This window comes from Turicibacter faecis (assembly GCF_037076425.1).
In the GTDB taxonomy this organism is placed as follows: domain Bacteria; phylum Bacillota_I; class Bacilli_A; order MOL361; family Turicibacteraceae; genus Turicibacter; species Turicibacter faecis.
On record NZ_AP028127.1, the window covers coordinates 1,959,550 to 1,972,118 of the forward strand.

The 12,569-nt window shown below is 39.4% G+C and carries 14 protein-coding genes; 2 read left to right on the top strand and 12 right to left on the bottom strand.

Annotation, left to right across the window (positions count from 1 at the left end):
* Positions 1 to 143: 143 nt before the first annotated feature.
* The 3 genes from AACH31_RS09535 to AACH31_RS09545 all read right to left on the bottom strand — a co-directional run bounded on the left by AACH31_RS09535 (position 144) and on the right by AACH31_RS09545 (position 3,250).
* On the bottom strand, positions 144 to 821 hold the full coding sequence (locus tag AACH31_RS09535; RefSeq protein WP_161831038.1) for a hypothetical protein: 678 nt from the start codon (positions 819 to 821) through the stop codon (positions 144 to 146).
* Positions 822 to 868: 47 nt separating this feature from the next.
* Complete coding sequence (locus AACH31_RS09540; protein ID WP_262950744.1) at positions 869 to 1,342, bottom strand: hypothetical protein; 474 nt, start codon at positions 1,340 to 1,342, stop codon at positions 869 to 871.
* Between the two features lie 351 nt (positions 1,343 to 1,693).
* A complete protein-coding gene (locus AACH31_RS09545; RefSeq protein ID WP_161831036.1) occupies positions 1,694 to 3,250 on the bottom strand; it encodes a glycerophosphodiester phosphodiesterase in 1,557 nt (518 codons plus the stop codon).
* 168 nt (positions 3,251 to 3,418) lie between these two features.
* Here AACH31_RS09545 and AACH31_RS09550 point away from each other — a divergent pair, with 168 nt between their 5' ends.
* Positions 3,419 to 3,670, top strand: a complete 252-nt coding sequence (locus AACH31_RS09550) for a DUF1653 domain-containing protein (RefSeq protein ID WP_161831035.1) — start codon at positions 3,419 to 3,421, stop codon at positions 3,668 to 3,670.
* A gap of 30 nt (positions 3,671 to 3,700) precedes the next feature.
* On the opposite strand, the gene AACH31_RS09555 is transcribed toward AACH31_RS09550, so the two are convergent.
* The 4 genes from AACH31_RS09555 to AACH31_RS09570 all read right to left on the bottom strand — a co-directional run bounded on the left by AACH31_RS09555 (position 3,701) and on the right by AACH31_RS09570 (position 6,831).
* Positions 3,701 to 4,255 carry a DUF1836 domain-containing protein gene (locus AACH31_RS09555; RefSeq protein ID WP_237658871.1) on the bottom strand — a complete coding sequence of 185 codons (555 nt, stop codon included), beginning with the start codon at positions 4,253 to 4,255 and terminating at the stop codon, positions 3,701 to 3,703.
* 16 nt (positions 4,256 to 4,271) lie between these two features.
* Positions 4,272 to 5,123 carry a DegV family protein gene (locus AACH31_RS09560; protein ID WP_161831033.1) on the bottom strand — a complete coding sequence of 284 codons (852 nt, stop codon included), beginning with the start codon at positions 5,121 to 5,123 and terminating at the stop codon, positions 4,272 to 4,274.
* A 462-nt stretch (positions 5,124 to 5,585) separates the two neighbouring features.
* Positions 5,586 to 6,371 (bottom strand): Rpn family recombination-promoting nuclease/putative transposase, encoded by a 786-nt coding sequence (locus AACH31_RS09565; protein WP_317452433.1) that lies wholly within the window; start codon positions 6,369 to 6,371, stop codon positions 5,586 to 5,588.
* A 226-nt stretch (positions 6,372 to 6,597) separates the two neighbouring features.
* Entirely contained in the window at positions 6,598 to 6,831 is a 234-nt protein-coding gene (locus AACH31_RS09570; RefSeq protein ID WP_338617520.1) for a hypothetical protein, read from the bottom strand.
* Between the two features lie 487 nt (positions 6,832 to 7,318).
* On the opposite strand from AACH31_RS09570, the gene AACH31_RS09575 reads away from it, so the two are divergent.
* Positions 7,319 to 8,305: an HD domain-containing protein gene (locus tag AACH31_RS09575; RefSeq protein ID WP_338617522.1), complete on the top strand. Its 987-nt coding sequence runs from the start codon at positions 7,319 to 7,321 to the stop codon at positions 8,303 to 8,305.
* Positions 8,306 to 8,431: 126 nt separating this feature from the next.
* Here the strand turns inward: AACH31_RS09575 and AACH31_RS09580 are convergent, their stop codons facing one another.
* The 5 genes from AACH31_RS09580 to AACH31_RS09600 all read right to left on the bottom strand — a co-directional run bounded on the left by AACH31_RS09580 (position 8,432) and on the right by AACH31_RS09600 (position 12,568).
* Positions 8,432 to 9,685 (bottom strand): ABC transporter permease, encoded by a 1,254-nt coding sequence (locus AACH31_RS09580; RefSeq protein ID WP_338617524.1) that lies wholly within the window; start codon positions 9,683 to 9,685, stop codon positions 8,432 to 8,434.
* Positions 9,682 to 10,563: an ABC transporter ATP-binding protein gene (locus AACH31_RS09585; protein WP_262950748.1), complete on the bottom strand. Its 882-nt coding sequence runs from the start codon at positions 10,561 to 10,563 to the stop codon at positions 9,682 to 9,684. The genes AACH31_RS09580 and AACH31_RS09585 overlap by 4 nt, the downstream gene beginning before the upstream one ends.
* A gap of 112 nt (positions 10,564 to 10,675) precedes the next feature.
* Complete coding sequence (locus AACH31_RS09590) at positions 10,676 to 10,849, bottom strand: hypothetical protein (RefSeq protein ID WP_338617525.1); 174 nt, start codon at positions 10,847 to 10,849, stop codon at positions 10,676 to 10,678.
* Between the two features lie 253 nt (positions 10,850 to 11,102).
* Positions 11,103 to 11,249 (bottom strand): cyclic lactone autoinducer peptide, encoded by a 147-nt coding sequence (locus AACH31_RS09595; RefSeq protein WP_161831027.1) that lies wholly within the window; start codon positions 11,247 to 11,249, stop codon positions 11,103 to 11,105.
* Positions 11,250 to 11,260: 11 nt separating this feature from the next.
* A complete protein-coding gene (locus tag AACH31_RS09600; protein WP_338617526.1) occupies positions 11,261 to 12,568 on the bottom strand; it encodes an ATP-binding protein in 1,308 nt (435 codons plus the stop codon).
* Between the last annotated feature and the right edge of the window lies 1 nt (position 12,569).

The following is a 12,569-nucleotide window of genomic DNA, read 5'->3' on the forward strand; positions in this document are numbered from 1 at the left end:
GTTCTAATGTATTATATTCCCGCCTCACAAAATTGTCCCTCAAACAAAAAAATCCCTATCGGAAACTCACAACAAGTGTCCATAGGGAATGATGCGTTACCCTCGAAGTGGCAACCACCTCATTACTAACCTGTCTCTAAAGGTTAAAAATCAAATTTATGCCTAAACGTGTCGTACCAGTCCGTTGCCCACTGTTGCTCCTGACAGAGCGCTAGAAGTTCATGTTCATCGTTAATGCCCCGTTCCGTAATGAGACGATGCGTTTCTTTATTCACGATTAACCCATTATCAATCTGATCCGCCAACTCCTTGTAAAGGGCATAACTTCTAATATGGGAAAATTCACAGGTTCTAACAACAAGTGGTTTCCCAGTTAACTCATCCGACTTAATTTTATACTTCGTTCTTCGTTTCTTTTTCAATCCCTTACGTGCTGCATTCAGAGTGTAATCATACTCGATTCGTCGCAATTTCACCGTTGGACAGGTATTAATCGCTTCATAGTATTGTTTAGACGCCTCCAAATTGGCGCCTTTTTTCCCTACCCCATTTTCCTCAATATTTTTAGCCAGATGCTCAAGTACCTTATACCCACGAACATATTCCTGGCCGTCGAACGATTGTTTAAGGCTATCTGGAACACAAGCGACGAAGTAACGGGCATTCTTTTTTGTCGTTCGTAAAATACTATGCAGTTTCTCTACCTTAATCCACATCCAACCTTTACTATCAATAAGAACCCCCTCTTGCCAGGCGCGTTCAAGTTCAGTTTGAACCTTCCGACTAATCTGGCCTTCCATGACAGGGTTTTGATACTCCACCTCTTTACCTTTTAAATAGGTTGTGAGCTCATATTTGGGTTTAATGGCTAGTCCCTCCCCACCATTTGTTGATACAAATCATTGAGTTTCGCCATCGCTGCCGTTGCCTGTTGATGAGAACAAAAATCGGGATGAATCACTTTAGAAATTTGTTCGCGCCACGCCTTAGCCGCCTTTTTACTACTAAAATGAGACGCATTAACCCCCAATTTTTTCAATCGGAGTTCTCCATCAAGTTCAGTTAAATAGAAAATATACTCACTCGCCCGTGAATTAAAATAGCCCGCTTCGGCTTCCTGCTTAACGTCCCCTTTTAACGAATGAACACATTCACCCGTGGATAACTGTTGCAGCTTTTCAACCTTCTCGCGAAACTCACAAATTGAATCTAATAATCCTTGCCAACTTCGACCCGACACATGAAGTTGACTCCATCCTTCTTCTTTAATCTGTCCCCGTACTTCATTAAAACTTCCTAATTTCTTCAATTCCTCTAAATCATTCACTTTCAACCAGTCCAAAAACATTCCTCCTTTAGTTTAACCCGCACTTTTAACTCCTCATCACCCTTAACAACTTGATTAACCTCACCACGCAACTAAACCCCTACTAAACTTTATTCCAGCAACGATCGCCTCAGAACATAAGTGTCCCGTTTTATAAACTTTTTCACAACTTTCCCCCGCTTAAGCGTTGATCCCTCCTCTTTCTTAAACCACCGATCCTGTTTCAATAGTATAGGGGCACACGAGAGAGAGGAGACACGTAAAAGCATCAAAAGATATCGTTTGCTCCCCGTGAGCCTACCCTTTTTCAACACAGGAGGCAAAGACATGCTCCCATAAAAAAAATCATCCAAAACGGATGATTTTTTACATGTAATCTAAATGAATATGCAAATCTCGAATCATAAAATGGCTTTTTCCTGCAGCCTTTGGCCCAATGATCACTCGATAATACGACTGATCACCACTCACCGAATTCATCGCAAGAAACTGTCCACTCATATAATGCCAATTTCCATGGGCCGTACTTTTGATACTATGTTCAACTTCTTGCACACGCCCTTCTTCCACATATTCAAGCCCAGCCCGGATGCTATCCTCCTCCATGCCTAAATAAAAGAATGAAACGGTGACTACATCTCCAACAGCGAGGGGCGCCAACTTAACTTCTAGCACATTTCCAAATTCCCCTTCATCAAACACTTCTAAGAGTTGGCCCTCTTCGTGGTATATCCACCCCTCGTTTCCTTTTTCCTTAAGTGGCGACGACAAACTATTGATATACTCTGATTGATGATGGAACAAATAATCTTTTCCCCCTTTACATCCAACCAATGATTGGCGATACAACAAGGTATTCGTTGTCATAAAATCGACGCCCATCTTCATCAATTCTTGCATCTTTTCATTTAAATCTACCGTCCAAGTCGCCACTAATACTCCCTGTTGATGGGCTTGATGGACTAACTTTTGAGTTACCTCTTTATAACGACAACTAATCGCCATTTTATACTTGGCACAGACTTTAATATTTTCCTCGTTGAGGTGTGCCAACCACTGTAAGGTCATCGCTTCCTCAAGTTTACGAATTTGCACCAACGTCTTTTTCGAAAAAGAAATAATGATGACTTGATGAGCATCGCCCCACTGCTTAATCAGACGAATCAATCGTGAAATACTAGACTCCTCGATTTCTTTCACCTCAATAACTGGTACAATCCCCCACGACTTACAGACGTCTAAATATTCTTCGAGCGTTGGGAGTTTAAGAGATGGATAGCGTTGAATTTGATGGCCGGATATGATGGTTAATTGTTGAAGTTCCTTTAAGGTGTAGTCACTAATTCTTCCAACACCATTCGTCATTCCTTCTAGGGTTGAATTATGTAAAATAACAAATTCCCCATCCTTCGTTTCATGAATATCACACTCTGCGCCATAATAGCCATAGCGTCCCGCAAGTTCATACGCGGGAATCGTATTTTCAGGAGCAATCGAACTTAGTCCCCGATGGGCAATCAGACGTGTTTTAGCTGGAACATGAGGCTTTGGTTGAGGCACGATATCTGAGCGGGATTTTCGCGTCTCACTTTTCACCTCGACATAAAAAAAGACCCATCTTTCTTCCCCGCCCCCTTCTTCTATTAATAATTCGCATAAAAGGGGGACATTAAAGTTAACAAAATGCTCCGTTAACGTTAAAAGAATGGCTCCATTTTTAGCGGGAGAAAGATTACAACTTTCGAAAACGGGTTGGTTATTCGATTGCACCCCTTCTACCCGAACGCGACAATTTTTCAAATTGACGATGTGTTCGTCCTGAATTAAAACCACCTCTAATACACATAGGTCTCGCGTAAAATCAAGCGTTACCTGTCTTTTTTCACGATCGGATAAATCGAGTCGCACAAATTTCTTATACATCCGGCATCTCCCCTTTATTGATACACGTTTAAAACATAACGTTCTCTATCTTATATATACCCACTTTTGTCCATGTTGTGACAAAAGATCGTCCATCTTCATCGCATGAATGACTCCTTAACGGAAATACTATCATTGGGTGTTAAACAAGTGAGGAGGATGTAGGCTATGCGAGATATCAGTGCTTTAAAAGGGAAAATTTTTAGGCATTTTAAAGGAGATTTATACCTCGTTGAAGACGTCGTCAAACATTCTGAAACGCAAGAGTTAATGGTATTATACCGGGCCCTTTATGGGGATTGTGGACGCTTTGTTCGTCCCTATGAAATGTTTGTAGAGAAGGTTCCTAATGGGAAAGAAAATCCAACAGGGCAAACCTATCGATTTGAGCTCTATACCGTTTCAAGCATAAAAAAATAAATCTATTGATCGCTCAATAGATTTATTTTTTTATTCCTTTAACGTCTCTGCTTTTTGTTTCGCCTCTTTTTTCGTTGGCAGGGCCACGTCCTTTTCTAATAAATAGTTTTGGATAAATAATTTATGTGAAATAGACATCACGGCCGAACGTAAAACTTCTGTTTCAAACGTAATCGTTGTCGCCGAATTAGGTTCAACTGTTTCCCGTGTTCCAAAAACGTATTGCAATGCCTGCTCTAACTCGACACAGAAGAAATCATAGGCTTGTTGGATCGGATAGAGGTTCGTTTGAACGGTAATCATTTGACAGATTTCTGTTAAGCTATAAACTTGCTTAAATAAACAAACGACAATCAGATAGGCCAAATGATTTTCTGTATATCGTCTCCCTACTGGCGGTCTTACGACGCGTTGCTTTACATAATTATTCAGCATGGTTGGAGTTAATAGTTTTTCATCTCTATTTAAATTTAGGGGTCCTAACAACTCCTCAATATAAGCAATCACCTGATCCTTATAAAGAGGAATAGTCGGTAATTCTTCATATCTTGGACAATGAAATTTTAAGATTTCTTTATGTTCCATGCAGCTTCCCATCCTTTTATTTGAAGATTGGGTGTTTTTTTATGACTTGAATTGCTACACATCCGGGACCTCCCTGTGCGGTGAAGACCGGAGTCAGTAACATGATTTCAGTTTCTACACCTTCTATTAATTTTTTTACCATTTGTTCCGCCTCTTTAGCAAGTTCTTCATGACATGCATGAGAGATATAAACTTTATAGTCTTCATTCACACCTTTTGCTAATAAATCCTCGCTAATCGCCTGAATCGCCTTTTTAAAGGTTCTTTTTGTTGAAAATTTTGTAAGACGTGTGGCATCTTCAGAAAGCGTCATAATGGGAACTAATTTAACGAGTCCTCCAATTTTTCCTACGAGCGGTGATAATCGTCCACCGCGAACAAGGTATTCAAAGTCCTGCGGAATTAGGAATGAGGTTGAGGTTTGAATAAGGGCCTCGATCTCATCAACAATAAGAGATTTTTTCATCCCTGTCTTCGCTAATGCGACGGCTGTTTCTACTAAGTAACGATGAGGTCCACATAAGGTCTTTGAGTTAATGACTGTGATTTGGTCCCCGTGGTCAACCATTGATTTTGCCATGCAGGCAGATTGATACGTTCCTGATAATCCGTCGGCTAATGAGATATTAATGATTTCCTCATCTGGGTATTGTTCATACATGTCGACTACTTCACCAATTGCGGGTTGTGATGAGCTCGGAACATGCCCCTCACCAATTAGTCTTACCAATTCAATTGTTTCTAACTGTTCAAATTCTTTATATGACTGCCCGTCTACTAGAACAGATAATGGACGCACGTCAAACCCTAACGATTGCGCCTCTCTTGTTGAAAAAAGTGTTGATGAATCCGATACAATCCTTACCATAAAAACCCCTCCATATTCAATAAAAAGCTGCAGACACCGCCTATTTGGACGAATAAGTGGAAAGCAATCGTCCTAGACACATGAAATGTGTTGGTGCGGTTGCCACACTTAATCGGACAAATGGTGTCTAAAGCTAGATTCAATAAAAAGCTGAAGACACCGTCTATTTGGACGAATAATTAAAACTCCATTACCCCCGATATCCTTCGCCACACCGTCCTGTTGTACAACCTAACCGTGTAACGGGCCCCTACAGCTTCAATTGGTATCCATAACAGACAACATTTGTTGAAAAAGATAACCCATGTTAAATGCTATAATCTATTAATTAATCTATATTATCTAGTTTTAAATACTATATAACTTAGATTACCATTAACCACTTATAAAGTCAACGGGTCTTCATCATCTTCCCTAAAAAAAATCACGGGCTTTATTCCCGTGACTTTAGCTATTTAACCCTTAAATTTCTTCCCTTAGTTGACGTACAAGATCGACAGGTAACCCGGTTTTACGTGAAATCGTTTCATCATCTAAAATATCTAATAAATTCTTAGCAATTTCTAAATCGCGTTGCATCTTTCCTTGTTCGATTCCCTGTTCTATTCCCTCGTCACGTGCTGTTTGTAGCCGGCTCGTTTCATCAAGTAAGGCCTTTAAGCGGGACTCGTAGTATAAACGGTATTTTTCATTACAGCTTAAGACAAGGAGTTCGTCCTTTGCCTCGCGAATCGTTTCATGTTGATGCGCCAGCTCATAGCTCACTTGACTTTCGGGATGTTTAATAAATTCAAGCCAAGCCTCCAATTGTGTTTTTATTTCTCCCGCATCTTGAATATCTTTGATTTTATCTAGTTCAATGAAATGAATTTCTAAAAGATCACTGAGTTGTTCATTTCGTTCGCGTTCCTTTAAAACGTAACAACTATGGTATTCGGCGGTATCAAGCAAGTCAAAAGATAAAAGATTAATACACACTGTTCGTTCTAATTTCTGATAAGGATTCCCACTCTGAAGTTGCCCGGAAAACAAACGACCCCAATAAAACAAACTACGTTCAATCATATTCCTCTCATCCGCCACCTGAACCTCAACATTTATGAGCTCCCCTTTATTGGTCGTCGCTAAAATATCTAAAGTGCCGAGTTTATCGTCTTTATATTGTTTATCAAGTGTCCGATCCTTAAAGGTAATTGAAGTAATTGGTTCATCTGGCATTAAGACAGCGTTTAAAAATGAGATTAACAGTTCTGGTTTTTTCTAAGCCCTACTATTGGAGGATAGCCAAGAGCTTTCGCTACTTGGCGCAGGGAACCCAAGCCCTAGCAGTTGAGGATATGTACGGGCTATGCCTCGTACGCCAGGGAACCCGTTCCCAAACAGTCCCTTGAACACAAAGTCCATGGTCGGTGGTAATAACACAGGTCCATTCCCTACTAGTTGAGGATAGCTAAGAGTTCGTTACACTCACTCCTTAGCGCAGGGGACCCACGATTTGGTAGACGGCGATGGTTAGGGTGATGAAGGCGATGTTAAGGATTAGGCATCTGGTGTATCGGTTGGTGATGGTTGGATCAAGTCCTAACAGGCCGATCATGATTGCAAGGCTGGCTAGTCCGAGTTGAACAATGGTTGGTGTTCCTCCGACTCCTATGAGCAAAACTGCGAATCCCCCAAAAAATAATTGTGCTTTTTTTAATTCGTTCAAAAAACTCTCCCCCTTCTCTCTTGTTATAAAGACTTCGATGGATATTAAAATGATCCTACTTACTTTTAAAAAGGGGACCTAATAAATAGGCGACCACGGCACAGAGGAAGACCCAGAGTCCAAAATGTAATATTTGATGGCGCACTATATTGACGACATGATGACATCTTAAAAAGTACATCACTCCTTGATCAAGGGTATAGGTTAAACAGAAACAACTTATTAAAAATAAAATCGCTCTTGATTTTCTCTTCATTCTCTACTCGCTCTCCCTATCAATGCTTTATCTCCTTGAAATGTATCATATTCCTGTCTATATTCCTACCCCTTTGTGCTAACTGGTCAATAACTGTTGCAGTTTGGACAAATTAGACCAAGTCTAAACCAAAACCACCCTCTTTTTTCCCCTAACTATTCAACTCATCTTGACAACCTGGCCCGTTAGAATTAAACTAAAACGATATTTTAATCGGAAGGAATGGTGCACTTGAAACAAGTTCAAACGATAACTGATATACTTTACGGAACTTTTGAGGTAGAAGCTGTTTTGGGCGAGCTCTTAACGTGTGATGCCCTCTTAAGACTGAAAAACATCCACCAAGGAGGAGGTGCGTTTCTTGTCAATCAAAATTGGAGCACGACGAGGTATGAGCATAGTGTCGGCGTCATGCTTTTAATCCGACTTTTAGGGGGAACACTTGAGGAACAAATTCTCGGGCTTCTCCATGACATTTCACACACGGCCTTTTCGCATGTAATCGACTATCTCATGGAGGAGGCGGAAGAAGATTACCATGAAAAAATTTACGAGGAAGTGATTGAGAGTTCACAAATCCCTTCTATTTTAAACAAATATGGAATGGACGCTAAAGCTCTTCTAACCATGAATAGTCTCCTACTCGATAGCCCGCTTCCTAATCTTTGTGCCGATCGCATTGATTACACCTTAAGGGACCTATTTCATTGCAAATTTATTAATAAAGATGAAATCCATTCGTTTATCAACGCTTTAACGGTAAAAGACAACGAGATCTGTCTCACTTCTCAATCGATGGCTGAGTGGTTTACTAAAGTTTATTATCGTGAGGTCATTGACTTCTTTATGGATCCCCTAAATATTTACGCCAATGATGCCCTGACGCGTCTATTAAAGCAAGCCCTCAAAAAATCTGTGATTACCCTTGAAGACTTCAAACGAGATGACGCATGGATTCTTGATAAAATAACCGCAAGCCAAGACCAGGACCTCCTTCAACTCCTGAAACAGATTAATTCCCACGTCATCCTCATCGAAGATGACTCCCAGTATGATATCTATCGTAAATCTAAACCACGAATGGTAGATCCCCTTCTATGCATAGACGGGATGGACCCTGTCCCAATCAGTACAGTATCGACAGAAATACAGCAATTGATTAAGGTAGCCCTCAAAAAATTACATCGCGGAACCTACTTAAAAGTGATTCCGTATTAAAAGATAAAGACTCGTCCAACAATTACGACGAGTCTTTATCTTTTACACCTATTCATACATTTACTTCGTAAAGCCCTACCAGCGGAGGATAGCCAAGAGCTTTCGCTACTTGGCGCAGGGAACCCCCTACTTATTTGTTTTGATGAGTTTGAGGGCATCTTTTAGTTTGATTGGGTTTCCGTATCGGAGGGTTGCCATGCGATAGATTTTCGTCGCCGTGTAGGCCACGACTATTGTTGAAAGGATTAGTAAAATAAACGATATACTGATTTCTAGGAAGGATACGCTCCCCATCGCAAATCGCGTTGGCATGGTCATAAATGAACTAAATGGAATAAATGAGGCAATTTTCATCGCGGAACTTTCAACGTCTCCCATTCCAAACATCGTGACAAAGAATACGATCACAAAGATCATAGTAATTGACGTGATACTCGAACTCACGTCTTCTGTTTTTGAAACGAGTGCTCCGAGCACACCAAAGATAAAGGCATAGAATAAATAACCCACTCCACCAAAGAAGGCAAAGATGATTAAGATATCATGCGGAATATCAAAAATTCCATCTAACATCGAATTCCAGGCCCCTTTATTCACTTGATAGGCAATCATTCCTGAAGCAATCATCAATCCAAATTGTATAAAACTCGCTAGGGCCGCAGCGATCACCTTTCCACAGATTAAACTCGTTGGATGAACACTTGTCACTAAGATTTCAATCGCTCGATTACTCTTCTCACTCGTTACTGACGTTGCAATCAATTGACCGTAGGTAATGATCATAAAATATAGACCAATAACGAGCAAATATGTATACGTATAATTATAAATTCCGTCTTTGCCTAAAATAGTCGTTTCTGACGTAATCGGAGCATTATAAGAACTTTCTAACTCCTCAAAATTTAACCCATGTTTAGCTGCATAATTCACACGATTAATCAATGATAACATCTCTGAAAAAATGGCCTCATTCGAATCACTAAACGTAGAGTTTTGAACAATGTAATCAAAGTTAGTAGAACTGTGCACAACAAATCCACCATCAACTTCTTCCTTTTCGATTAAGTCCTTCATCTCATCTTCACTATCCACGTCCACAAATTTCACAGATGGGAAAAACTCAGCTAAATAATCCGAATGAATCCATTGACCTTTATCTAAAATCGCCAAATGAGATTGTTCCCCATCACTTAAATCTTCCGCTTTTTCCTCTGAAGACGTCTCCTCTAATGAAGGAATCCATTGACTCATATCAAAGACAGACGGGAGCGACAGACCGACAATCAATAAAGCGGAGACAAGAATGGTTGTCAGCACGTAGCCCTTACTTTTAAAATAGTGAGTCAATTCAAAATATAAGACGGTTAAAAACTGTTTCATGCTTGATCACCTACCTCTAAGACAAAAATATCCGTTAATGTTGGTTCATAAATCGCAAACTTTTCAATATCGACATCGGTTGTTAACAGCGCCGATAATAAATCATTTTTCGTTTGATTGTTTATTAATTGTAAGACAAGGAACTCTTTTTTCATCTCGAAGACGTTGACTAAATCAGCAAGTTGTTCTTCACAGATCGCCTTTAAGTCGCTTAAAGAGTAGTTATTCGCACTTAAAATGAGTCGATTTTTTCCAAACTCTTTCTTAATGGCTTTTAAATTACCGGTTAGTGCAACCTCACCCTTGTTAATAATCGCTATTTCTTCACAGAACTCTTCAACGTATCCCATTTGATGAGAACAGAAAATCACTAACTTATTTTGCTGAATAAGTTCATTTACAACGTCTTTAAGAACTTGTGAATTAACTGGATCAAGTCCGCTAAACGGTTCATCAAGAATGACAATCTCAGGATTACACGTTAACGTCTGCGCCAATTGAACCTTTTGCTGATTCCCTTTCGAGAGCGTTTCTAGCTTCCTATTTTCATACCCTAAAACGCCTAATTTCTCAAGCCATTTCTTAGAACTTTGGATCGCCTCTTTTTTACTCATTCCCCTTAGCATCGCTAGGTAGACAAGTTGTTCTAAGACGTTCTTCTTCGGATAAAGTCCTCGTTCCTCAGGTAAATATCCAATTTGATGCTCACTCGGCTTAAACGGTCGGTTGTCTAATAAAATTTCTCCTGAATTCGCCTTAAAGACATCCATCAGAATCCGAATCGTCGTTGTTTTTCCTGCACCATTTCGTCCTAATAAACCGAGTGCCTTCCCGCTTTCCACCGAAAACGAAATCCCATGAAGAACTTCAGTCTCCATAAAACTCTTCCTTAAATTTTTAACCTCTAACCTCATACGCCCTCCTAAAATGTTCTTTTAACATCTTTTAGCTCCGTCTTAACTAATTGAAAAAAGTAGACATATTTTTTATCTACCTTTTCTTTTTAGAATCTAGGCTAAGACCAATAGCAACACCTAAACATAATCCGATAGCTATTTGATTTAATACTACACCAAAAATCAGCCCTATTCCTATAAAGATTGGAAAGTAATAACTATGGCCGATTTTTTCACCCGCATCTTCTTTAACACAGATTTTTTTCAAGATCATTCCCTCCCTAATAAATTATTAACGATAAGAATGATTATATCACACAAAAATATCCCGTTTATACCTATTTGTTCCAACTGGGCAAGATAGGAAGCCAACTGGGCATTATTTATTATCATCTTCAGTTAAAATCCATCATTTGATTGATGAAGCTTTGCTTCGTCTCGTACCGAGAAATCGCGTAAAAAAAGAGCTTATTATGAAGTATAATAAGCTCTTTTTTCTGCTCTTCACTAACATCGGAAATTTATTTAATTTTCTTTAAACGGCTTAATTCTTTTGGTTCTTTGGGTTGGTGAACAAACCATAAACTCGTACTGTTCGCTGATAACACCGCAATCGCGAAGCATACCATTGATAATTGTTTCAGTAAAGCTAATCCGATTTTTTTCATCTTTTCTTCCCCTATTCCGGGATGGCAATTAAAATACTCAAATGAAATTCATTCTCTGAGTGATTGATTACCATCTCTCCTCCATATTTATCTACAATGTATTGAATACTTGAAAGACCAATCCCGTGTTCCTCACGATCGGTCTTCGTTGTTTGAAGGCGATTGCCAACCATTTTAATCTCATTTACCTTAGAATTCACTAATTTAAATACCATAAAGCCATTCATAACTTTACACATCATATCGATATACTTCTCTTCTCGATCCCCCATCCGTTGACAGGCCTCGATGGCATTGTCGAGCGAATTCGCAAACAAGGCACAAATTTCAACATCTGACATAAAATCTAACTGACTAATATTAATTTGGTCATCAAATTCAATTCCGTATGCCCGACACAGGTGGAGTTTTTCACTTAAAATAATATCAAGTGCTTTATTTCCTGTATATCGAAACGTTTCAAATTCCTTGACTTGCCCCTCCAACTCGCTAATATATGCCTGCATCTCTTCTATCGTCGGCAAGTGCTTTAGACAAAGGAGATGGTTGTGCAAATCATGGTACACATGACGTAAGCGTTGATGAGCTTCCTCCATCCGATCATATTGTTGATAACTCGTTTGCATCAGTTTATTGATGAGTTCCACTTCAGACCGTTGCTTCTCATTTCTTATAATCATATTGATAATAAAAAATAAGGACCCAATAGAGAAAAGCATCAATACGGTAATCAACATCAGTCCCATTAGACTATATCGCTCATCTGCTGGGCGTGTAAAGTTATAACCATAAATCGCAAATAAACTTACTAATGTAGCCGTTACCGGAATCCCGATTAAAAAACTTTCTTTTAATTTAAAATTAAAGGACGGTTTACCCTTGTGCAAAACAATTAAACTCAGAATCATAAGCGATTTCGAAACAATCATGGCCTGTCCTCGAAATACAGGAGTACCAATCACTAAGGTCATATCTTCTAAATGATAAAACACAACTAGCACAATGACTGAAATTAACTCATACGCCATAAGAGCTAAATAAAATAACACCGCTACGATGAAACTATTTTTTAAAGAACCTTTGTACACCCCTTTAAACACAAAGATGCTCGCAACAATCATCCCCACCACCCGCGTATTGGGATCGATGGACACAATATCAATAAGCCCCATGACTAAAAATACGAGCATAAAAAGTTTTATATTCCTTTTGAAAGGGACCGTCGCATGTCCCAGGAAGTTGGCCGCTATTAAGAAAAAGCCCCAATCCATCCCAATCGTTACGTAATCTATTATCCGCCACAATGTTTCTTGACTCATC

Bases quoted from the DNA above. Each gene is read 5' to 3' on its own strand.
- AACH31_RS09545 (WP_161831036.1), bottom strand. From the start codon at position 3,250: ATGTATAAGAAATTTGTGCGACTCGATTTATCCGATCGTGAAAAAAGA.
- AACH31_RS09550 (WP_161831035.1), top strand. From the start codon at position 3,419: ATGCGAGATATCAGTGCTTTAAAAGGGAAAATTTTTAGGCATTTTAAA.
- AACH31_RS09555 (WP_237658871.1), bottom strand. From the start codon at position 4,255: ATGGAACATAAAGAAATCTTAAAATTTCATTGTCCAAGATATGAAGAA.
- AACH31_RS09560 (WP_161831033.1), bottom strand. From the start codon at position 5,123: ATGGTAAGGATTGTATCGGATTCATCAACACTTTTTTCAACAAGAGAG.
- AACH31_RS09580 (WP_338617524.1), bottom strand. From the start codon at position 9,685: ATGAAACAGTTTTTAACCGTCTTATATTTTGAATTGACTCACTATTTT.
- AACH31_RS09585 (WP_262950748.1), bottom strand. From the start codon at position 10,563: ATGGAGACTGAAGTTCTTCATGGGATTTCGTTTTCGGTGGAAAGCGGG.
- AACH31_RS09595 (WP_161831027.1), bottom strand. From the start codon at position 11,249: ATGAAAAAAATCGGATTAGCTTTACTGAAACAATTATCAATGGTATGC.
- AACH31_RS09600 (WP_338617526.1), bottom strand. From the start codon at position 12,568: ATGAGTCAAGAAACATTGTGGCGGATAATAGATTACGTAACGATTGGG.